This is a genomic window from Limosilactobacillus difficilis (assembly GCF_947387495.1).
GTDB classification, from domain to species: Bacteria; Bacillota; Bacilli; order Lactobacillales; family Lactobacillaceae; genus Limosilactobacillus; species Limosilactobacillus difficilis.
Window position 1 is genome coordinate 40,960 of record NZ_CANDNU010000007.1, and the last position, 21,972, is coordinate 62,931.

17 protein-coding genes and 1 tRNA gene are annotated in these 21,972 nt (G+C 49.6%); 6 read left to right on the plus strand and 12 right to left on the minus strand.

Annotation, left to right across the window (positions count from 1 at the left end):
* Nucleotides 1-21: 21 nt before the first annotated feature.
* Complete coding sequence (locus QOR82_RS02555) at nucleotides 22-1,557, plus strand: multicopper oxidase family protein (protein WP_283583203.1); 1,536 nt, start codon at nucleotides 22-24, stop codon at nucleotides 1,555-1,557.
* Nucleotides 1,558-1,620: 63 nt separating this feature from the next.
* On the opposite strand, the gene QOR82_RS02560 is transcribed toward QOR82_RS02555, so the two are convergent.
* The 7 genes from QOR82_RS02560 to QOR82_RS02590 form a co-directional block, all read right to left on the minus strand.
* A complete protein-coding gene (locus QOR82_RS02560; RefSeq protein ID WP_283583204.1) occupies nucleotides 1,621-2,826 on the minus strand; it encodes a CPBP family intramembrane glutamic endopeptidase in 1,206 nt (401 codons plus the stop codon).
* Nucleotides 2,827-2,914: 88 nt separating this feature from the next.
* On the minus strand, nucleotides 2,915-3,856 hold the full coding sequence (locus QOR82_RS02565) for an FAD:protein FMN transferase (RefSeq protein WP_283583205.1): 942 nt from the start codon (nucleotides 3,854-3,856) through the stop codon (nucleotides 2,915-2,917).
* Nucleotides 3,853-4,353, minus strand: coding sequence for a PAS domain-containing protein (locus QOR82_RS02570; protein ID WP_283583206.1), 501 nt, complete (start codon nucleotides 4,351-4,353; stop codon nucleotides 3,853-3,855). The genes QOR82_RS02565 and QOR82_RS02570 overlap by 4 nt, the downstream gene beginning before the upstream one ends.
* 462 nt (nucleotides 4,354-4,815) lie before the next feature.
* Nucleotides 4,816-6,678 (minus strand): ribonuclease J1, encoded by a 1,863-nt coding sequence (gene rnjA / locus QOR82_RS02575; RefSeq protein WP_283583207.1) that lies wholly within the window; start codon nucleotides 6,676-6,678, stop codon nucleotides 4,816-4,818.
* A 249-nt stretch (nucleotides 6,679-6,927) separates the two neighbouring features.
* Complete coding sequence (locus tag QOR82_RS02580; protein WP_283583208.1) at nucleotides 6,928-7,272, minus strand: hypothetical protein; 345 nt, start codon at nucleotides 7,270-7,272, stop codon at nucleotides 6,928-6,930.
* A 78-nt stretch (nucleotides 7,273-7,350) separates the two neighbouring features.
* A complete protein-coding gene (locus QOR82_RS02585; protein WP_283583209.1) occupies nucleotides 7,351-8,226 on the minus strand; it encodes an RluA family pseudouridine synthase in 876 nt (291 codons plus the stop codon).
* 62 nt (nucleotides 8,227-8,288) lie between these two features.
* Nucleotides 8,289-8,363: transfer RNA gene (locus tag QOR82_RS02590), tRNA-Asp, on the minus strand.
* A gap of 132 nt (nucleotides 8,364-8,495) precedes the next feature.
* Between QOR82_RS02590 and mprF the strand changes: the two genes are divergently transcribed.
* The gene (mprF, locus tag QOR82_RS02595; RefSeq protein WP_283583218.1) at nucleotides 8,496-11,045 is read left to right on the plus strand and encodes a bifunctional lysylphosphatidylglycerol flippase/synthetase MprF; all 2,550 of its coding nucleotides are present in this window, start codon (nucleotides 8,496-8,498) and stop codon (nucleotides 11,043-11,045) included.
* A gap of 77 nt (nucleotides 11,046-11,122) precedes the next feature.
* On the opposite strand, the gene QOR82_RS02600 is transcribed toward mprF, so the two are convergent.
* Entirely contained in the window at nucleotides 11,123-12,565 is a 1,443-nt protein-coding gene (locus tag QOR82_RS02600; RefSeq protein ID WP_283583210.1) for a C69 family dipeptidase, read from the minus strand.
* A gap of 464 nt (nucleotides 12,566-13,029) precedes the next feature.
* Between QOR82_RS02600 and aroF the strand changes: the two genes are divergently transcribed.
* Genes aroF through aroD form a run of 4 tightly spaced genes read left to right on the plus strand, consistent with a single transcriptional unit; the run spans nucleotide 13,030 to nucleotide 16,768 of the window.
* Nucleotides 13,030-14,037 (plus strand): 3-deoxy-7-phosphoheptulonate synthase, encoded by a 1,008-nt coding sequence (aroF, locus tag QOR82_RS02605; protein ID WP_283583211.1) that lies wholly within the window; start codon nucleotides 13,030-13,032, stop codon nucleotides 14,035-14,037.
* A complete protein-coding gene (aroB, locus tag QOR82_RS02610; RefSeq protein WP_283583212.1) occupies nucleotides 14,037-15,119 on the plus strand; it encodes a 3-dehydroquinate synthase in 1,083 nt (360 codons plus the stop codon). The genes aroF and aroB overlap by 1 nt, the downstream gene beginning before the upstream one ends.
* 27 nt (nucleotides 15,120-15,146) lie before the next feature.
* Nucleotides 15,147-16,025: a shikimate dehydrogenase gene (gene aroE, locus QOR82_RS02615; RefSeq protein WP_283583219.1), complete on the plus strand. Its 879-nt coding sequence runs from the start codon at nucleotides 15,147-15,149 to the stop codon at nucleotides 16,023-16,025.
* Between the two features lie 2 nt (nucleotides 16,026-16,027).
* The gene (gene aroD / locus QOR82_RS02620) at nucleotides 16,028-16,768 is read left to right on the plus strand and encodes a type I 3-dehydroquinate dehydratase (protein ID WP_283583213.1); all 741 of its coding nucleotides are present in this window, start codon (nucleotides 16,028-16,030) and stop codon (nucleotides 16,766-16,768) included.
* Between the two features lie 51 nt (nucleotides 16,769-16,819).
* Here aroD and QOR82_RS02625 read toward each other — a convergent pair whose 3' ends face one another.
* The 4 genes from QOR82_RS02625 to QOR82_RS02640 form a co-directional block, all read right to left on the minus strand.
* Nucleotides 16,820-17,401, minus strand: a complete 582-nt coding sequence (locus QOR82_RS02625; protein ID WP_283583220.1) for a DJ-1 family glyoxalase III — start codon at nucleotides 17,399-17,401, stop codon at nucleotides 16,820-16,822.
* 19 nt (nucleotides 17,402-17,420) lie between these two features.
* Entirely contained in the window at nucleotides 17,421-18,419 is a 999-nt protein-coding gene (locus QOR82_RS02630) for an alpha/beta hydrolase fold domain-containing protein (RefSeq protein ID WP_283583214.1), read from the minus strand.
* A gap of 177 nt (nucleotides 18,420-18,596) precedes the next feature.
* Nucleotides 18,597-20,081, minus strand: a complete 1,485-nt coding sequence (locus QOR82_RS02635) for an MFS transporter (RefSeq protein WP_283583215.1) — start codon at nucleotides 20,079-20,081, stop codon at nucleotides 18,597-18,599.
* A 39-nt stretch (nucleotides 20,082-20,120) separates the two neighbouring features.
* Nucleotides 20,121-21,488: a threonine/serine exporter family protein gene (locus QOR82_RS02640; protein ID WP_283583216.1), complete on the minus strand. Its 1,368-nt coding sequence runs from the start codon at nucleotides 21,486-21,488 to the stop codon at nucleotides 20,121-20,123.
* Nucleotides 21,489-21,972: the final 484 nt, after the last annotated feature.

Genomic DNA, 21,972 nt, shown 5'->3' on the forward strand with positions numbered 1-21,972 from the left:
ATGAGAAATGGAGGTTGAATTATGGCAAAGATTTATCAAGATTATTTTCCCGATCATGACGCCTTTGATGTGCAAGACGGCGCATACAAAGAGTTGAAAGTACCGGACATCCCGGAATCACCGCTCCGTGTTCCGGCACTGCTAAAACCTGACAAAGAAACCGCTAATGGTGTGTGGTATACCATCATCGCTCAGGCAGGTGAAACTCAAATGCTACCAGGCGCTAAGACAAAGACCTGGGGCTATAATGACAGTGTTCTAGGTAAGATCCCCGTCTTTCCAAAAGGAAAAACGATCCATCTGCGTCTTATCAACCACTTGCCTGAAATGACAACCTTCCACTGGCACGGCCTTAACATTCCCGGGCCATACGAAGATGGCGGTTGCCACGCCCCTGTTTACCCAGGCGAGGAAAAGGACATTCAATTTAAGATTATTCAACCAGCCTCCATGTGCTGGTTGCACGCCCATCCGTGTCCAGAAACAGCCCACCAAGTTTTCCGTGGCTTAGCTTGCGGAGCCCTGATTACGGATGATGTCGAGAGTAAACTGCCATTTCCGCGCAAGTACGGGGTTGACGATATTCCGTTAATCCTTCAAGATCGCAATTTTCACGAAAATAACCAGTGGGACTACCGCAAAGACTATGATCCCGACGGCGTAACCGGCACTGTGCCGCTAGTCAACGGAACCGTCAACCCTTATTTTGATGTCACCACCCAACGTGTACGGTTACGAGTCTTGGATGGAGCCAACCGCCGCGAATTTCGCCTTCATTTTGATGATGATCGAATCCTAACCCAGATTGCAAGCGACTGCGGCACTTTAGAACATCCCGTGGCAATGACCAAGGTAATGATCACCTGCGCCGAACGGCAACAATTCATCGTCGATTTTGGTGACTGCCAGCCCGGTGATGTTGTGACTTTAATGAGCGACGACACACCACTGGTAAAGTTCCGCATTCACAAATTTGAAAAAGACGCAACAAAGCTGCCTGCCACTCTGACCCCCATGAAACCCTATCAAATCACTCCAGGGCTGCCCGTTCACAAGTGCGTGATGGATGGGATGGACGAATACGTGATGATGGATGGCAAGAAATTCGACATGCAGCGGATCGACTTTAAAGCCACCCTCGGAACGGCCCAGCTCTGGGAAGTCGTCAACAACAACACTGCTGGTTACGGTATGATTCATCCCTTCCATATGCACGGTCCGGCCTTTCAGATCATATCACGCAACGGCAAAGCACCTTATCCCAACGAATGCGGGCCGAAAGATGTCGTCGCTGTTAATCCGGGGGAACACGTTATCATCCGGGTTCTCTACAACCTGCCCGGAGTTTATATGTACCACTGCCACATCCTTGAACACGAAGATGGCGGGATGATGGCTCAGTTGCAAATTTTAGATCCAAAAGACCCAGACAAGCAGTACAAACTGATGGACCACCACACGTTGATGAAAGCCTTCAGCGAAGAACGCGGCGTTCCAATGGACAAGTTGTGGCTTGGTGGAATGCAATCTTACACCAAGATGGGCATGCACATGTAATCAAATCATCATTACAAAACAAAAACGTGATCAATGGCGATCACGTTTTTATTTTGCAGTTATTTAGTGAAAATTCGAATTTGGCAAACGGTAATCAAAGCGTTGCTTGTCACCGACGAAACGTCCCGAATGACGTTCGAGCGCGTGGCGGCGTTTGCCGTACAACATCCAAACGAAGATGACCACATCAATCAAAACTTGAATCGCCACGAAAAACCAGTCACCTGCGCTCGGTTTGCCGGTCATCACCAACGTGCCATCAACTGCCGCACCCGTCCAGTCGATCAAGAAATGCATCAACATGGTCAACCATAACTGGCCGGTGTAGAGATAGACACAGGCAAAGAAGAGTCCCGTTCCCAAAGCACTCAGCATTTGCAGCAAAGTGATCGGAAGATTCTGGCCTGCCAAATTCATCAAGTGTGCCAGTGCAAAAAGAGCCGCACTGATGATCATCGCTACCGGCACCTTAGCCTTCAGATTCTGCAAAGCGTACAGGAGCACGCCAAGAACTCCAAAGCGAAAAATAGTCTCTTCACCGATACCAGCGGTCAAGGCATGCATTGTCATCGCTAAATCCGGAGTATGCCAGCTAGCTGTAACAAAGTTAGCGTTCAAAAACGTGTAGATCAGATCAACCACGATTAAGAAGATAATGACCCAGGCGCTGATATCCGGATGCCAATGCGGTGTCAAACCTGGCCAGGAAAGCTGCCAGACCCGCATTAAAGTCGTCACCATCACCAGGTAAGCAATCGTGCCAAAAAAACCAGTCGTCATCCCCAACTTTAAAAAATGTGGGGCCGGCAAGGAAGTCGGGTAGGCTACATTCATAAATTGAACCACCAAAATAGCCCAGTAAAAAAGTAGGATGAGCCGCGCAATCACGTTGCCAAAACGGGCCCCCACCACCCCGGCAAAGGGAGCAAACATCACGAAATAATAGAGAACCGTCAAACTCAAAATTCCCCGTGCCGGCAGGTAGAGCAGTTGAATTATTTCCCGGGAAACAATCCCCCACACCATGATAAGCGCTAGTGGTTGGCAGATCGCTTGTAGCCAGTCATTGATGGCGCTCACCCATCCCGGCGCTTTTTTCTGCACTAGTTCGATTAAAAAGCCAACCAGCACTGCTACTAACAAAGCTGCCATCAGCCACCGGATCGGCCGTTGCAACATAATTTCTCGCGCTAAAATTGCAACCATAAAGAGCACGGTAGCTCCCATCTGGGCAACATACCAAATTCTGAGATAATCTCTGCCTGTCATGCCAAACTTCCTTCCACTTCTTCAAAACCTATGTTGATGATAGCAAAACGCCGCAAACCATTCAATGGTCACGGCGCGGTTTATATTTTTAGTCTCGGTTAGTGGGTAAGCGGACCAGCTTTGTTTGGTCATTCTCGTCAATAAAAAAGGCACCATAGATGTCAGGCCGCCGCTGGCCCCACCCGACAAGTGGCTGGCCCGCAAAAAAGAGCCGTTTGGTCTCAATTTCGGCTGTGATCGAATCACGAGCAAAAACCGTCACGGAGCTTAGGCTCGTTCGCCGAGGACGCCCCGTCTGGGGATCAAGTAAGTGGTGGTAGCGATGACCGTTTTGGACTAGCACCCGCTCATAGGTGCCAGACGTAACGGCCGAACACTCAGGCATCACAACCTGCTGAAGGTCCCGTCCCCGCACTTTACGGGGATCCTGAATACCGATGACCCAGTGACCATCTTGCCGACGCGGTGAGGGGCCGACAAAGAGCAGGTTGCCACCCAGGTTAATGATTCCGCTTTGAAGGCCGGCAGATCGCCAGTAATCACGAATCCGATCAGCAATATAACCCTTGGCAATTCCACCCAGGTCAATCTCCATTCCCGTTTGCCGTAAGTAAACAGTCTGATCTTGATCATTCAATTCAACTTCATCGGGATCAGTGAGCCTTAACTTAGCCGCAATTTGTTCATCAGTGGGTACATGGGCGCCCTTAAAACCAATCCGCCACGCCTTGACCAGGGGACCAATCAAAGCATTAAAGCCAAAACGCTGCCGGCTGACTTCCACTGCCCTTTTGACTAACGTATACACCATCGGCGTCAGCTGTACCGGATGGTTGCCAGCAGCCTGGTTGACGGACATAACCATCGAATGATTACGGTTGACGGTTAAGAGATCCTCATAATGATCAATGAGTTGTAGCGTCCGCTGCAGAAGCGCCCGGTCCGTGGTCCCAAATGCGGTCAGGACGATGCGGGTTCCCAAGGCATGACCCGTCAAGGAAACCGTGTGTTGGGCTAAATTAGGGATCATTGGAGGAAGTGGTCGATAAATTGCTGGTATTCTTTGCTTTCGTAAGAGGAGGCCCCGGTCACCGCATCTGGAACTGTGCTGTCCTTAAACCGGTGCTGACTCAGCAAATCAGCAATGTGTTCGACATTTTCACTGATTACCAACGTGCCCAGATAGTGACCCTGGTGGTCATGCAAAGCTGCATAAGTAGTCACCACCCGTTGACCGTCAACATTGCTAGCAACTTCAGCCGTATTACGTTTACCCTTGCGGAAAGCGTAGAGCATTCCTGGCATCCATTTGGCGGCATCAGGGAAGCGTTTCACTACAGACTGACCGAGCTGCTTTTTTAATCCCGCCGTCGATCCCCGGTCGATTGTCTGGTTATACCAGCTAAAATTATCGTCAGCATCAATTAGGTCCAGTTCCAATGGCAAGACGCTTGTCAGCGCCTCTAATTGGGCTAAGCTGACTTTGCCACTAGCTAATTCAACGAATTGTTCGTCTGCCTTAGTCATCCCAATCTCCTCCTTTTAGTTCCATTTTGAACTACTCCCACTTAGCTAAACCTACGGTTTAACGCTTGAAGTGAGAGATTCTGGGAACATCGCATACTTGCTTTACTAGTTCTTAGCAAACGTTCGAACAGAGGTTACGACTATTAACCAAGGCTCGTCCCTAGCCTAGCAGTTTCATAGGACTACCACCTAGTTTTCGTATTCTAAAGTATACTGGCTTGGTTTCCGTCAGCTATTTTTAACCTGACCGCAACTCGTGTCGTTATCTCAGCACAAACTCAAGGTTACTCTATACGAAATTACTCAGTGTCCTCATGGTGAAGCGGTGTTATTAGTATTATTTTCGATACTTTAAAATCCAATTATTTAATCTGATTATATCACAGCACTATCGTGCTATTCTCGCCAAGCTTAGCTAAAAAATGCCGGCAAGATTCACAGTTCTTGCCAGCATTCTTATCATTATTCAGTAGTTGTCGCGGCTTTTTGGTTTTGCTTTTTTTCGGTCTCGTGTCGCTTTTGCTTGTGACCTTGTTGGCGATGATTTGTTGACCGATTATTCTGGTGGTTCCTCTTATTGTGGTGATTCTTGTGACCGACATAACGGTTGTTTTGGCGAGCTTCCTTGCTGTCAGCATTTAAAATCGTGACCATTGGGATAATCACAGGGCGACGACCGGTCCGTTCAAAGAGCAGTTTTTGAAGCCTGGTGACAATCGTCCGATTAATTACCCGGGCATCAACGTGCTGGTGATTTTTGAAGGTATTCAAAATTGCCCAAAAGACTTCATGGTTAGCTGCCTTGATCAGCTCTTGGGACTCGTGCATGTAAACGAACCCCCGTGAAACGATATCAGGTCCCGCCACGATTTGGTAGTCTTTCAAATCCACAACTGCCACCGCGGTCACAACCCCTTCTTCGGACAGCAGCCGCCGTTCGCGAATTTCTGGATTGCCAACGGAATCACCCACATCACGACCATCGATGTAGACATCTCCGGCAGTTTCAATGTGATCCGCCACCCGACATGAATCCTTGGTAAGGGCTAGGACATCACCATTAGCCAGAATAAAACTGTGATCGAGCGGCACCCCAGCTTCTTCGGCCAAGTGGGTATGGATTTTCTGCATCCGGTACTCACCATGAACCGGGGCAAAGAACTTCGGCTTCATCAAACGAATCATCAGCTCTTCATCAATCTGGCCACCGTGCCCGGAAGTGTGGATATTGTTGACATAACCGTGAATGACGTTGGCGCCCTCTTCTTCCAACTTATTGATCAGGGCGTTGACGCTAGTGGTGTTGCCTGGGATTGGGTTGGAGGAGAAGACTACTGTGTCGCCCGGCTGGATCGTGATTTGCCGGTGCGTTCCATTGGCAATGCGGCTCAGGGCAGCCATCGGTTCACCCTGGGAACCCGTACACATGATCAGAACTTTTTCAGGCGGATAGGAATTGATATCATTCGGATCAATCAGATAATCATCCGGAATATTGAGATAACCGAGTTCTTGACCTGCTGAGATGGCGTTTTCCATACTGCGGCCAAAGACAGCAATCTTGCGTCCCTGCTTAATAGCAGCATCGCTCGCCTCCCGGAGCCGGTAGACGTTTGAGGCAAAGGAAGCGAAGATAATCCGCCCTTTAATTCGTTCAAAGATCCGCCGGATATGGATATCAACCCAGCGTTCCGATTTCGTAAACTGCGGCCGTTCAGCGTTAGTACTATCAGAAGTTAACAGGAGCACCCCGTCGCCGCCTAGTTTTGCCATCTGTTGGAAGTTTGGTGCTGGCAGGTGGCCTACCGGAGTCAGGTCGAACTTGAAGTCCCCCGTCTGAACAATCGTCCCCTGTGGCGTATGAACAGCAACTCCCAGGGTGTCTGGAATCGAGTGAGTCGTCCGGAAGAAGCTGACCCACATCTTCTTAAAGTGAACTTCATCAAATTCGTTAATTTCGTGCAGCTCAGCAGACTTCAGCAAATGCTTTTCGTCCAGCTTGCCACGGATAAGCGACATCGCAAAAGGACCGGCGTAAATCGGCACGTTGACCTTTTGCAGGAAAAACGGTAAACCGCCGATGTGGTCTTCATGGCCGTGAGTGATGAAGATTCCCTTGATCTTATCCTTATTTTCAACAAGGTAATCGTAGTTTTGAATAACATAATCAACCCCGAGCAATTCGTCTTCCGGGAAGAGAACCCCACAGTCGATAATAATGATTTCATCCTGGAACTGCACACAATACATGTTCTTGCCGATTTCGCCAAGGCCGCCCATGGCAAAAAAGGCCACTTCGTTATTATGGATTTTGAGCTTGCGCATAATACCTTTCCTTTATTTTTTATTTGTATGCTGAAAAACGCGAACGATGCCCTTACATCAGGATCGTCAGCGGATTATTCAGATTTTGTGCCCAACTGGTAGCTGAGTCACATTTTTCATACGGATCAAACTTATTTTTAGTTTATCACAATGGAGAATTGAATGGTAGCGACAAGCTGAGCAAGAATGAATTACCCGGGAAATAAAAAAAGCCACCCCTGTAGGCAGCTGTTTTTCACTTGGTATAGTTTAATCTTCTGATGGTTCACTTTTCCGATGTTCACGAGTCCATTTCACCCAACTCTCACTCGGCTGACCATCCTGGGTGTAGGTCATGTCCAAGCTCTTAATGACGTTAAGGTAATTTTGCTTGGTCCGAGCAAGGCTCACCTCTTTTAAGTTGTCATTGGTCATGAATTTGTTCTCACCAATTAAGTGATTGATCATGGCCATATCTTCGTCATTAGCATTCATGTTAATGATTTCTAGGTCATCGGCCTTGAACCCAGCAACATAAAAGTCAGCAAATGAATCTAACGCTGTCTTTTGTGCCTCTTCACTTAAATCAGCAAAACTTAATCCTTCTGCACTCACAATAACGTCTCCCTTCGGTAAATCTTCACAACTTCTAGCCTAGCACAAAATCGAAACTTCAACCGAGCCGATCGCCAACTAAGCAATAATTTTTTCCATATCCGCCGGCAAATCAGCAGTCAGCGAAACGTTCTTCTGCGTAAACGGATCGGTGAACGAAAGACGACTGGCATGCAGAGCCTGCCGTTCAATCAAGTTCTGTGAACCGCCATAGAGCTGATCACCCAGTAGGGGATGCCCAAGACTCGCAAAATGTACCCGAATTTGGTGAGTCCGCCCCGTCTTTAAAACAGCCCGGACCAGTGTCCAGTCTTCCCCACGACGAAGCACCTGGTATTCCGTTTGGGCGGGCTGACCATCGGCGCTAACCACCCGTCGAGCCTGACCGGTCACCCGGGTAATTGGCTGATCAATCGTTCCGCCGTCGAGTTCAATCCGCCCCTGAACCAGCGCCAAGTATTGCTTACCCAGGCAGTGTCCCTGTACTTGTGGACTGATCATGCTCTGGGCAACATGGTTCTTTGCGACCAGCAATAAGCCTGAAGTTCCTTGATCAAGTCGCGTAATCAAGTGGGGGCGCAAGTCATCCGAGTGTTGCCGCTCCAAGTACCCCTTTACCCGGTTGAGGATGGTATCATTCCCGGTGGTCGGGCCGGGAATCGAAGCTAACCCTGCTGGTTTGTTGACTACTAGCCAATTGGCATCCTCGAAAGCAAGCTTCAACTCCTGATCGCTGCTGACGACTTCTGGATCGGCGGCTTCAGCCTGCACCTTAATGGTTAGTGGCTGATTTGGCAGAATTTTCGTTGTCGGCCGAACTGGGCGATGATCAACCAAAAACTGACCATCGCCGTGTTTGATATCGTTAAATAAACGGTGACCCATCCCCAGGCTCTGCAAATATTTCTTAATTTTAATTGGCTCGTCGCCACGATAAATCCAAGTATTTTCCATAGCTAATACCCCTTTGACGCAAGAAAACCGTCGCGGAAACCCACGACGGTTTAATAATAAGACGGTCCGTACGCGACTCGAACGCGTGATCTCATCCGTGACAGGGATGCGTCCTAAACCAACTAGACCAACGGACCATTGACAACATTTAAAATTATACGGAAGAAATGCAGATTCGTCAACAGCTTTTTGATTTTTTGTGAGTAAGAATCTGACATATTATATAATAGCTGTAAATTAATTTGAAGCAGGAGGCAGGAAAGGTGAAAGTGCAAGGCATTCGCCGTTGGTGGCAACAAAACGAAAGGATTATCCAAACCATCTTTATGATCTCGGTTGTCCTTTTTGTTATCTTTGCCCTTGGCAATTTTTTTAAAACCGTTAATTGGCAGCAGGTCGGTCACGGCTTAGCTAGTCTCTCCCCGTTGAGCGTCGCGATCATGTTGGTCCTGGGATGCCTGGCCGTAACCCCGATGCTGGGTTATGACTTTGCCCTCGTTCACCTGCTTCGCCAGCAAAAGACCTACTCACCAGCCTACATACTCCGTAGCGGCTGGATCACTAACACCCTTACCAACATCGCTGGTTTTGGTGGTCTGTTGGGGGCCACTTTACGGGCCTATTTTTATGGTAAAAAGTCATCCAAAACTCAAATTCTCCTGGCGATCTCGAAAATTACCATCTTCTTGTTATCCGGCTTATCCGTTCTCTGCTGGCTAGCCCTAGCTCTCATTTTCATTTTCCACAGCGGAAATCATCTCACCCGTTACAGTATCTGGCTGATCGGCGGTGGCTGCTACTTTCCGCTGATCTTTGCCATTACCCAGTTTCACGACTCGAAATTGTTTCATGATCTGACGCTCAAACTCGAACTCGGCATCGTCGCTAGTTCGACGCTCGAATGGTTTTTTGTCGCCCTTTTCTTCATCCTGATCGGTGTCTTGATGCGGGTTCAGACCAACTTTGTTGCCGTGCTGCCGATGTACATCATTGCCGAAATCATCGGGGTGGTATCGATGGTCCCAGGGGCATTAGGGTCCTTTGATTTTATCATGTTGATGGAGTTATCCCTACTCGGTGTTCCCCGTTCTACCGCTGTCGTCTGGTTGCTGCTGTTCCGGGTCTTTTACTACATCGTTCCGGTCATTATCGGCGGCATCCTGGCCTTAACCGAGTTGGGCAATCGGATTAACCGCCATTTTAATGATTTGCCGCGGCAAGGAATTCACCAACTCTCCCACGGCCTGTTGACAGCCTTTATGTATGCTTCCGGCATTTTGATACTCTTGTCTGCTTCCCTTCCCGACCTCACAGCTAGCAACAAGTTTTTAATGCACTTTTACCCTTTCACTTTCTTCTTTTTACACCAGCTGACCACGGTTTTGTTTGCCATCGCCCTCCTGAGCTGTGCTCGCGGGATCGAATCCCGGTTAAAAAAGGCATACTGGCCAACGCTGGCGCTCCTTTTAGTCGGTATCATCAACACCTTATGGAACCTCGGAACGTGGGGACTGACCATCTACCTTACCGTGGTTCTATTAATGGTCCTGTTTAGCCGCAAAACCCTCTACCGGGAAAAGTTTGTTTACGGCATTGGCAAAATCATTATCGACAGCACTATTTTTCTGGGCTCGTTAATCGTCTATACCATCATTGGCATCATTAACCGTTCCCAGTATCTGGCCACCCATCATATTCCCGCCTTCCTCGTTTTTCCTGGGGAAAAAATCTGGCTATCGGGACTCATCGGCCTGTTGCTCGGCCTACTGGTAATGTTTGTCATCATGCGTTACTTCACCAGCGCCATCGATCCCTTCGCCGGTTTTGATTCTGTCGACACCAACCGCCTGCGAGCCATCATTGACGAATTTGGTGGTAACGAAACCAGCCACCTGGCCTTTCTCAATGATAAACAAATCTATTACTACCAAATTGACGGCCACGACCAACTCTTCTTTATGTTCCGTCCTAAATATGACAAATTAATCATCATGGGCGAACCAGTCGGTAATCAACACTACCTACGCCCGGCTCTTCGGCAACTGATGGAGGAAGCGGACCGCTACGGTTACCAACTTGTCTTTTATGAAGTCGGTGCACCGACAACCATGCTACTACACGAATTTGGCTTTGATTTCTTGAAGACGGGGGAAGACGGTTTAGTAAAGCTGGCTGACTTTACCCTCGCCGGTAAGCGGCAGCGATCACAACGGGCGCTGATGCATAAGTTTAACCGGGAAGGCTACCAATTCAGCATCGTTCAGCCACCCTTTGACCATGAACTGATGAACCAGATGAAGGCTGTCTCAGATGATTGGCTAGGTCAAGCCGTCGAGAAAGGATTTTCCCTGGGCTTCTTTTCCTCCGCCTACCTCAACCAAGCTCCCGTCGCCCTAGTGCGCAACCGCGAAGGGCAACTAGTAGCTTTCGCCTCCCTGATGCTAACTGGCGGTCATAAGATCCTCACCATCGATTTGATGCGCCACAGTCAGGCAGCCCCGTCGGGAATCATGGACAAAATCTTCGTCAGCATGTTCCAGTACGGTCAAGCTCATGGCTACCAATTCTTTGACCTCGGGATGGCACCTTTAGCTAACGTCGGTGAATCGCCCTTCAGCTTCTTTGAAGAAAAAGTAGCTCATTTTATCTACGAATACGGCTATCAATTGTATGGTTTCCGGGGGCTCCGCCATTACAAAGCCAAATACGCGACAAGCTGGCAACCACGCTACATCGTCTACCGGCGAAAGAGTTCGCTGATTTCGACCATGCTGGCGATTGTCAGCGTGATTAACCAGCGGGCCGGCGAACAACAATAGCCATAACAAAACAAACCGACCAGCCACTTTTGCAAGTAACTGGTCGGTTTTATTAATTCACATAACTGCCGCGACTATTAGAGGTTCTTATCCATCGTAAAAGTAAGCTTTGACATCCCCATGCTGTCCATCAGCAGCTTACTGATGAGCCGCTTAGTCTTCTTACCAACCCGCAAATTCATCTCGGCACTCTGGTCACTCAAGAAGCGTTCGTTTTCCTCGCCCTTCTTGTTAGCAGCGGCCGCCGCAGTTTCATTTACCCAACGGTAAAGTTCTTCCCGCATGTCCTTCAAAAAGGCCCGGTCTTCGTGAAGGAATTTTGCGTAGTGGCTTTCCACCGTCAGTGACAGCAGACGTTGCATCCAGTAGGCACTCCGCAGATTGCCCATGTTGAGCTTAGACGGAGTGATCGCGTAACTCGGGCTGATGGTAGTAGCTTCACTGAAGAACGGAACAAAGGGAGCAAAGGTCGGGACCCCCAGGCAAAGCCACATGATGTGGTTAGCATTAGCTGGCAGGTCGGGCCGCACTTGCAAAATGTGTGAGTTTTGGGTTCGGCTCAAACCAATCGGCCGGAATTCGACCTTTTGTGCTGGCGTGCCGTTGCCCAGCGGATCATAAGGCGTGTTCTGGTAGTGACTCCCCAGGAAGTATTCGATATCGCCCAGACTGATCTTATGGTTCGTCCGGCTAATAAACGGCAGATCGTAGTCCCGCGGATCGTAGTCGATCGACGGGTTCATCAAACGATGACCATACCATTGCCGCGGAGTGTTGTAATGCTGGTCGAAACTCGTGGCTGTCCCGAAAATGTGCCGGAAATCCCAGCCCTCTTTGTCGGGATTCAAGTGGTTGTCAGCTACAAATTCCTGAATTCCGTCAGACCACATAAAGTTATCATTGTCATTAAAATCAACTTGCTGAATAGCTACCCGGTTCCCGGTCACAGCATAAGCATCGTCCGGAATCCGTTGGGCAACCCAGTGATGGCCCGTAACGATTTCCATGTACCAAATGTCATTTTCGTCGTTGAAAATAACCCCGTTGCCTTCAGCAGAGCCATACTGAGCAATCACTTCACCCAGACGCTTCACTGCGTCACGGGCACTGTCACAAAACGGCAGAGTCATCGCAACGATAACGTCTTCGTTGACCCCACTCTCGGTGTTCAACGGATCATAAGCTAAAACGCGTTCGTTGGCATAGACACTTTCGGTTGCACTCATACCAACACCCTTTTCGTTAAAGCCGCTCTCGTCGAAAACCCCTTCCTTATGCAGGTTATTATCAATGTTGGGCACCCCTTGGTAACGGTAACCGTCACGAGGGCACTGACCAACGAACTTGTTAAGGTAGGAATGAACACTATGATCACGATTATGATAACTTGGGTAGACCTTTACTTTCTGCGGGTCCAGTGGACCAAAGGTATCCACATTGCGGCCTGCCATCGTGGAACCATCAATTGTGGCATCTTTTCCGGCAAGAAAAGTCGTACATTCTGCAATTCGTTTTGCCATTCCTGACAACATCCTTCCTAGTTATGTCTTTCTATATTTACTAGACCATTGTATATGCTAATCAAAATGCGTGCAACACAGATGCAAAGCACATCTTTTCAGGAAATATTAAAAAAGCGGTTGATAGACAGAGCAATGCCTAATATAATGTTAACTAAATTGAAATCTAATTAAACTTTAATAAAGCAAAGGAGTTTCTCATGATGGAATGGCGAGTCAATCAATTGAACGCGTTTTATAACGGTTATCGGTCCAGATAATGCTTGTGCAACTTGCGCGGGCATTACATCCCGCACAAGTTGCGACCAATAACCGATTTTCATCATGGAAATTGAGCCGCAACGAAGAAGAAGCGTTGCGGCTCCCTTCATCTCACGAATCTCATTCAAGGATTCCAGGGTTTCGCATCGCCGCGAAGCCTTTTTCTTTTTGCCAGATGTTGAGATTGAATGGAGGAAATGCACATGATTATTGTTTTACCAGAATCCACCGCTGCCACCGATATTAACAAATTGACCGCCATTTTCGGTCACCATCGCGACGTCTTCACCCACCGCAACCGGATTTCAATTGCCGGCATCAGCATCGACCAATTGCCGGCTGCAATTCGGCAAAACGCCCTGGAGATCATCACTGACGTTCCCGCAGCTATCCAAAGTTCTCGCCTCCTGCACCCCGAAAATGAAGTTATTCGCCTCCCCCACACAACCATCGGTGATGGCAGCTTGGCCATCATGGCGGGGCCATGCAGTGTTGAAAGCGAAGAACACGTCAGAAAAATGGCTGCCGTTGCCAAGCAAGGCGGGGCTACCGTTCTCCGTGGTGGTGCTTTTAAGCCACGGACATCACCATACTCCTTCCAGGGGCTCGGGGAAGCCGGCCTGAAATTTCTCCGCGAAGCCGCGGACGAACAGGGAATGGACGTCATTACTGAAGTGATGGATGACGAACACGTTCCCATGGTCGCACAATACACTGATATCATTCAAATCGGTTCCCGCAACATGCAAAACTTCTCCCTGCTGAAAGCCGTGGGCAAAACCAATATTCCCGTCGCCCTGAAGCGCGGAATGAGTGCCACCGTGGATGACTGGTTAAACGCCGCTGAATACATTGCTGCAGAAGGCAATCACCAAATCATGCTGGTCGAACGTGGAATTCGGACCTTCGACAATACCCACACCCGTAACACTTTCGACGCGGGGGCCATCGCTGTCCTGCGTCAGTTGACTCCCTTCCCGATCATTGCCGACCCGAGCCACGCAACCGGTGATCGCAGCCTGGTCGGTCCCGTCGGTTTAGCCGGAATAGCTGCTGGGGCGGATGGGTTGATCGTTGAAATTCATGACCATCCCGAACAGGCGCTCTCTGACGGTCCCCAGGCTTTAACACCGGCAATGTTCCAACAATTGGCCAAAAAGAGCCTGGCAATGCATAACTTGATGAACAATTTTGAGGAGGTGGATGCCTAATGGAAACAATTCACGTGACGACCAAGTCCAAAGAATACGACATCCTCATCGCCAACGGCCTGCTCCAACAACTCGGCCGAATTATCAGCCAAGTATGGTCCAAACGCAAGGTGCTCATCATTACCGACACGAACGTCGCTCCCCACTACCTGCGCGGCGTAACAGAACAGATCCAAAGTGCCGGTTTTAGTGCGGCCAGTCTGACGGTTCCAGCTGGTGAAAGCAGCAAATCCTGGCAAGTCCTCCAACAGACCATCACGGCCTGCGCCGCTAATCAGCTCAGCCGGACTGACGGAATCATTGCTCTCGGTGGTGGGGTTATCGGCGACCTGGCAGGGTTAACCGCATCCCTCTGGCTTAGGGGAATCAGTCTGATTCAAATTCCAACCTCGCTCTTGGCCCAGGTGGACAGTTCCGTCGGCGGCAAAACGGCAATCGACATCCCCAGCGGGAAAAATCTGGTCGGCACCTTTTACCAACCCGACCTCGTGGTGATCGATCCCGATACCCTCACCACACTCCCGTCGCGGGTCACTGTTGAAGGCTACGGCGAAGTAGTCAAGTGTGCTGCAATGAAGGGCGGCATATTCTGGAACCTCGTCCAACAAGTGCAGAATCCCGCCGATATCCCCGCTCATGCTAATGAACTGATCCTCCACAGTATCCGCTTCAAAGCAGATGTCGTTTCCCAGGACGAACGTGAAGGCAATCTCCGGCGCCTGCTGAATTTTGGCCATACTATCGGCCACGGGATTGAACTAGCAGCGCACGGTCGGCTTTTCCATGGAGAAGCAGTAGCGGTCGGCACCTTCCAGATTTGCCGACAATTTGAACGACTCGGCCTGACTGCGCCAGGCACCAGCGATCAAGTTGGCCGGGCCTTGCAGGCAGTGGGCTTGCCGCTGACTGATTCGCTTCTCGGCACACCGGCGATGTTTGCGGCGATGCGGCATGACAAAAAGGTCCGAAAAGGACGCCTAACTTTCGTCTACCTGAAACAAATCGGCCAGCCGGCATTCTACCCGGTTGATGTCACACAATTAGAAACTTGGCTGCAGTTCGATAACAATGATGGGAAGTGAGATTGGATGAGCCCCCAAAACGACATGATGGTTCCCCAAATCGATGGGCAAACCCGCTTACTCGGCATTTTTGCTAGTCCAATCAGTCATTCCCTATCCCCTGCAATGCACAATCTGGCTTGCGCCCGCCTGCACCTCAATTACGCTTACCTCGCCTTTGACGTTAACCGTCAAGGCTTGCCCGCGGCTATTCAAGCCATGAAGACACTCAAGATGCGCGGAGCTAACCTTTCCATGCCCAACAAGGAAGCAGTCCTTCCCCTTCTGGACAAGTTAACGCCCATCGCTCGTTTATCAGGAGCTGTCAACACAATCATCAATGATCATGGTCAGCTGACTGGTGACACGACAGACGGTCGTGGTGTCACCAACGACCTCGCTGCCCACGGCCATTCCGTGACTGGCCAGACGATTACCATAATCGGTGCCGGTGGTGCGGCCACGCCCATTGCCATCCAGACGGCCCTCGACGGGGCCAAAGAATTGCACCTCTTTAACCGTCACGGGCCTCACTGGCAAAAAGCACAAAGTTTAGTCCAGCTCATCAATCAAAAAACAGCGGCAACTGCCCACCTTCACGCCCTCGAAGACCAGCAAATCCTGCGCAAGTGCTTAGCGTCCTCCGCAATTTTGATCGATGCTACCACCCTGGGGATGGGCAAGTGGAAAGACCTCAGTCCGATCACCGATCCTAGCATGCTTCGCCCTGATCTGGTTGTCTACGATACGGTTTATGAGCCGCGGCAAACAAAGCTCCTACGCCTAGCACGTCAGACCGGAGTTCAGCACAGCTACAATGGCTTGGGAATGCTGCTCTACCAAGGAGCTGCCGCATTTCAAGAGTGGACGGGACAGCAAATGCCAGTTGACATCATCCGGCAAGAAATTTTTGAAAGAGGTGACTGATAATGCCCTTGCAGATTAAACAACTACAGTTAGGAGCCGGACTACCTAAGATTGCAGTGCCATTGACCGGCCGAGCCCTTCCCCAGTTGACAGCCCAGCTCGATGCGGCCCTCAACAAGCAACCTGACCTAATCGAATGGCGAGTCGACTACCTTCAAGACCTCAGCGACGATACACTCATCAAAACAGGACAAAGCCTTCACCGTCGCTGCCAGCAGATCCCGCTCATTGCCACAATTCGAACGAAGCAAGAAGGGGGCCAGTTCGTGGGCGATGACCAGTATTACCAACGACTGCTACAACTTTTAATTGCTAACCACTGTGCCGACATATTCGATCGGGAAGTCAAGCGTCAAGTCGATCTCCAGCAAAATGCGAAAAAGGCTCCGCTAATCTTCAGCGCCCACTATTTCCACAACACTCCGGGCACTGATGGCCTGAAAAAGCTTCTCGGCCAAATGGCTCAGCAAGGCGCCGATATTCTCAAACTGGCAACGATGCCCCATAACAGTGCTGACGTTTTGCGCTTACTGGCGGTCAGCAACTGGGCTAAAGAACACTTTGAGCAACCAATCGTCACCATGGCGATGGGCCCGCTAGGCACCATTACCCGTATTGCCGGCGCCATCTTTGGATCGGCGATCACCTTTGCGACGGTCCAACAGTCATCAGCTCCTGGGCAGCTGAGCATTGAACAGACCCGACAGGGAATTCAGCTTCTTCAAAAACAAGAAAACCGCTAGCAAGAGCAGTAATGCTCATTGCCAGCGGTTTTCTTTAGATTCAAGCATTCATTATGAGAATTGAATGTTGTCCTTTAAGTAATCGTAAAGCATCCCCTGCTTCAGCTCTGCGGTATCCAGGCCCAGAGTTTCAGCAATCTTGTAGCCAAAGGCCCATGCCGTTGCCGGTCCCCGACTAGTGATGACGTGCTTGTCCTTGTCAACTACCGTGATGTCTTCGTGGAAGCGACCATTCTTGGCATCCGCCTGGGTCTGCTTATCCATTCCAGGGTAAACGGTGTAGTCAGCATCATCAAGGACGCCATAGGCTGCCAAAGCCGTCGGCGCAGCACACATGGCACAATCCCATTTGCCTGCCTGCTGCCGCTTCAGCATGATGTCTTTCATCTTTTTGCTTTCCTTGAGACGTTTGGCACCACCCATTCCGCCAGGGAAAATCACTGCATCGTAGTCCAGGAGAGAATCATCAGCTACCTGATCCATTTTGAGAGCGACCTGGTGGGCACTCACCACGTCCAGCGAGTCAAGCCCAACCATCGCGGTCTCAACGCCTAAGCGCCGAAAAATATCAACTTGGCTCAGGGCTTCAACTTCTTCGCAACCATCCGCAAAAATTACCGCAACCTTTGTCATCATTAAGCGCTCCTTTTCATTATGATTTCTGTTCATGCACGCACTGATCAACAATCCTCATCGCTTCTTTAGCTTCTGGGATCGGATACAGGGGGTAAATATGAAACATACCCCGGCTTACCTGGTAATTCACCGGTACCTGCGCGTCCTTCAACTTTTCCACGAAGTCGTTGGCATCGGGATACATAATTTCCCGGGTACCGACAAAAATAGTGACATCCCGTAGCATCCGAATATCGCCGTTGATAGGACTGAGTCGATAATCAGCTGGCGACGTTTCACCAGCCCACAAGCGACCAACTTCCCGCAGCCCAGTTGCGTCTAAAGTGACGTCATCCTTTTGGTATTCATCAATCAAAGGATTTTTTAATTCGAGGTCTAACCAAGGTGAAAAGAGGATGAGATGTCCCGGCTGGGGCAGGCCCCGCTGACCAAGGTATTCACAGAAGCCCGTGGCCAAACCGCCGCCAGCCGAATCACCCATCAAAGTGATCCGGCTCGCCTCAAACTGGCCATACATCGTTTCGTAAAACTGTAACAGGTACTGATAAACCTGGTTAAACTGGTTAACCGGCACGAGCGGATAAAGCGGTACATAGATACAGCAATCAGTCTGCAAGGCTAAGCGGTTGAGGTAGCGCCAGTGGTCGCGATCCGCCCGCTGGAGGTAAGCACCGCCCATCAGGTAGATGATCACCGGCTGATCATCACTGCGCCGGTTAAGAATGAACAGCTGACCACCATCAATTTTTTGCTCCTGCACAGGAACATCAAAATTCACGTTAGCTGGCTGCTGGTAATCGTGATCATCTTCCTCACGCACCTGTTGAATCAGCAAATCCCGGGCCTGGGGATCAGCTAGTGAGTCCTTAAAGCCTGACAGCTGAATTGCCACCGAAGTGATGGCTGCCTGGCGGGAAGAATGATCACCGCAACGGGTCAGGTCGCGCAGATCAGCCCCAATGTTGGCGGCAACGCCGGATGCCATTTTACGACTAAAGAACTTCTTATTAGACATTGCCAACTCCTTTGCCATTGCGTCATTTGCCACTAATTTAATCGTACCATGAAATTAACAAATGTGGGACAAGCTTAAGCAAATTTAAAAAAGCGTGGCCAACAATGATCACGCTTCCGCTAGCTGATGAATATGGAGCAGTAATTCCCACCTATTTGCCGATATTTCCCGGGAAATTTAATCGGTGCTTTCCCCTAAGTGGGGCCAACTGTGACGTATGGCAACAACTAGAGCCAATAGCAGTGCGAGTAAAGTTAAGCCTAGGCCGACGTACATAATATTGTGGTAGGCATCATAAAGAATCTGCCGCATCACCGGCAGCAAGTCAGTTGGCAGCTTATTCGCCGTCGCCGCGTTGGTCAGCTGGTTCATCATCGTCATTGTGATGCCATGATGGTGGCGAAGGTGCTCAACAATCGTATTGTTCAACACTACCCCGTAAACCGCCGACATCATCGTTTGGCTGAGAATTCGCAGTAAATAAGCCACTGAAGTTGCAGCGGGCATATCATTAAGCGGTACGTCGGTCTGCACGCTCATTTGCAGGACGTTGAAATTTAAGCCGACACCGAAGCCCTGGAAGGCGCCCGCAACTAGCAAGAGCCAAAACGGAATTGCCTTCCCAACAAGAATAATCAGCAAGAAGGCAATAGCCAAACTCGAAATGCCGGCACAGATCAGCCAGTACTTATGTGGCCGGTAATTAATGACCGCCACGAGTTCGGATCCAAGAAAATTGGTGATGGCACCTGGGATCTGGGTCACCCCACCCAGAAAGGCACTCAGACCGAGAATCCCCTGGGCCCACATCGGGACGTAAGTCAGAAAGGCGATAAAGGCGCCCCACATAATCATAAAGAAGAGAAAGTCCAGCAAAAGCTGCTGGTTGGTAAAGAAGCGCGTCGGTACGATCGCATCTTCCGAACGACTCTCCAGCCGAAACATGATGAGCATCGCAACTGCCCCGCCAATCAATACAATGGCTACTTCCCAATTAGGAATCGTGCCGATCATTTCAATTCCCGTCAGGATCAGGGACAGACCCACGATCATAGCAACTGCTCCTGGGATGTCCACTTTTTTGCCGGCTGCCAGTCGGTGAGCGGGTTTGAAGAAGATTCCGACGATCGTCACCGTCACCAGGGCAATCGGGACGTTGATGAAAAAGATCCAGCGCCAGCCAAAGAAGTCGACAATCCAGCCACCAACCAGGGGGCCAATAATTGAGGCCGTGTTAAAGAAAGCACTCGCCAGCCCAATCACCTGAGCCCGTTTTTTCAAATCATCATACAAAAAGCCATAGACAATCATCGGAATGATGTTGACCCCACCGGCACCGATCCCCATGATCGTTCGACCGATGATAAAGAATTGAATATTCGTAGCAATTCCCTGGGCAACCGTGCCGATCAAGAAAAGCGACGTCGCTAGCAAAAATGCTGTTTTATTACCCACGTGTTCGCCGAATTTACTCCACAAGGAGGAAGAAACCGACATTCCCAACAGAAAGGTGGCCACAATCCACCCAATATAAGACAAACCATGGAGGTCACTAGTGATCGCCGGCATCGCCGTGTTTACAATTGTCCCATCCAGACCGGCCATCACATTTGACATCAGTAATGCGCCGGTCACCAACTTTAAATGGGCTTGCTTTGCCATCGAAGCTCCCCTTTCGTCAATTCATTTATCCTTGCCAATTTAACCATTATGGCGCCATTTGTCGTCCGTCAGAATCCGGGCAGTAATCAGGCCCAGCGGTAAAGCAAAGACGATCAACATCGCCTGAACGGTCCAATAAGCACCGATCGAGACAGAAGTTAATCCCATGTTATACATTGCCCGGTACATGTAAAGCCCGGGAACCATGATCACGATTGACGGGACCGTTAAAGCAATCCGCGGATACCCAACCTTCGTGCGAACAAGCGATGCCAGCAATCCGGCTACAAGGGCACCGATAAAAGCAGCCGCTCCACTAGGCATATGCACTAAATCCACCAATTCGAGACGGAGAGTATTGGCCACCGCCCCGATCAAACCGGCAATCGTGGCTAATTTCAGCGTGGAGTTAAACATCATCGAGAAACCGAAAACTCCGCAAAAGCTCATTACCACCCGCAAGAGGCACAGGACTAATGGGGTTAAGCCCAGTGCTTCAAAGTTGCGCGGGTTCAAATGGAGGCACATCGCAACAAACCAGCCTGCCATCGTTGCCACCACAATTACTAGCAGGGAATAAGCCAACCTTTCCAAACCAGATTTCATATCCAATTTAGACATGTCTAGGCCGCTGGTAATAAACGGAAAACCTGGAATAATAAAGAGCATTGCACCGATGTAGCCCGCCTCGTGCATCGCATTGACGTGAAGGGTCAGTCGCAGCAAGGCCAAACTAGCACTATAGGCCACCCCTGCCACAGCAATAGCCACCGCAATGCAAGCCAGCAAGGTGATGTGACGGTCGATTAATTCGCGCCGGACAAAATTGCCGAAGAAGGCCCCAACAAAGCAGCACACCATTTCCACCGGGCCACCGCCCAGCAAAAAGATAAAGGCGGCACAGGCTAAAGCAGCTGCCAAGCCCACTTTAATCGGCGAATACAGGCCACGGGTGTTAGCAATATGGGTTAATTTCTTATGGATTTCCCCAATCGTCATCTTCTCTCCCCGTTTGTCGAAAAGCCGAATAAATTTTTCCAGTTCAGTCAACCGGGTTGTGTTGACGCTGGTGCCAGGCAGCGATAAGGATTGCGTATAGCTATGGTTATCATCCATACAAGTATATTCGAGCGAAGTTAAACCGATATCGGCCGAGCAGGTCATCCCCAACTTTCGGGCAACGACGTTCATCGAATCACGAACCCGCCAAGCCCCGGTTCCACAAGCGAGAAGCATCAGGCCGATACGGCCCACAATCAAGGCCCGTTCACCCAGGCTAGCTCGCCGGGCTGTCGTCACGTTATCGGCAGTCATAAAGTCGTGCCACGGAATCCGCATGTGATGTGCCTGAGACAGCTGTTTGATTTTTTCATCGATTGCTGGATCAACATCGATGTCTTTCTTCATAATTCTCCACTCCATCTAAAAGTTGTCAGTCGGAAACTATTATACGAACTTTCCCTTCTTTTGTGTATAGAAAATTCCAAAAAGCCGCTGGAGCTGAATCCGATCATCAATTGGAAGAGAATAACTAAAGTCTTTCCTTTTTGGTCATATTTTCTTCACATTCTCTGGTTATCATAATAAGCGTAATGAAGGAAGACTTCATTACAGCTCAAACCGATTATTTTTCAATTACTCCTCCCAATAGTAACCGAAAAATATTAGTTGCGAGATCTCCCCCAAGGTTATTCATAACAAATAATGCAGCAGTTCTCCCCCAAGGCTGCTGCTTTTCTTTTGCCTGAGAATTTACAATTCAAGTGCAACATAAATTAAAAAAATAACCCATAACGGGTAGAATTAGTTTAATGACCAAATCAAACTAATCGAGGTAATCCGTTATGAGCTATATACATCTTACTATAAAAGAACGCGAAATGCTTATGTG

Bases quoted from the DNA above. Each gene is read 5' to 3' on its own strand.
- QOR82_RS02640 (WP_283583216.1), bottom strand. From the start codon at position 21,488: ATGAAGAAAGACATCGATGTTGATCCAGCAATCGATGAAAAAATCAAA.
- aroD (WP_283583213.1), top strand. From the start codon at position 16,028: ATGCCCTTGCAGATTAAACAACTACAGTTAGGAGCCGGACTACCTAAG.
- QOR82_RS02600 (WP_283583210.1), bottom strand. From the start codon at position 12,565: ATGGCAAAACGAATTGCAGAATGTACGACTTTTCTTGCCGGAAAAGAT.
- aroF (WP_283583211.1), top strand. From the start codon at position 13,030: ATGATTATTGTTTTACCAGAATCCACCGCTGCCACCGATATTAACAAA.
- aroE (WP_283583219.1), top strand. From the start codon at position 15,147: ATGGTTCCCCAAATCGATGGGCAAACCCGCTTACTCGGCATTTTTGCT.
- QOR82_RS02635 (WP_283583215.1), bottom strand. From the start codon at position 20,081: ATGGCAAAGCAAGCCCATTTAAAGTTGGTGACCGGCGCATTACTGATG.
- QOR82_RS02630 (WP_283583214.1), bottom strand. From the start codon at position 18,419: ATGTCTAATAAGAAGTTCTTTAGTCGTAAAATGGCATCCGGCGTTGCC.
- QOR82_RS02560 (WP_283583204.1), bottom strand. From the start codon at position 2,826: ATGACAGGCAGAGATTATCTCAGAATTTGGTATGTTGCCCAGATGGGA.
- QOR82_RS02565 (WP_283583205.1), bottom strand. From the start codon at position 3,856: ATGATCCCTAATTTAGCCCAACACACGGTTTCCTTGACGGGTCATGCC.
- QOR82_RS02555 (WP_283583203.1), top strand. From the start codon at position 22: ATGGCAAAGATTTATCAAGATTATTTTCCCGATCATGACGCCTTTGAT.
- QOR82_RS02570 (WP_283583206.1), bottom strand. From the start codon at position 4,353: ATGACTAAGGCAGACGAACAATTCGTTGAATTAGCTAGTGGCAAAGTC.
- rnjA (WP_283583207.1), bottom strand. From the start codon at position 6,678: ATGCGCAAGCTCAAAATCCATAATAACGAAGTGGCCTTTTTTGCCATG.
- QOR82_RS02625 (WP_283583220.1), bottom strand. From the start codon at position 17,401: ATGACAAAGGTTGCGGTAATTTTTGCGGATGGTTGCGAAGAAGTTGAA.
- QOR82_RS02585 (WP_283583209.1), bottom strand. From the start codon at position 8,226: ATGGAAAATACTTGGATTTATCGTGGCGACGAGCCAATTAAAATTAAG.
- aroB (WP_283583212.1), top strand. From the start codon at position 14,037: ATGGAAACAATTCACGTGACGACCAAGTCCAAAGAATACGACATCCTC.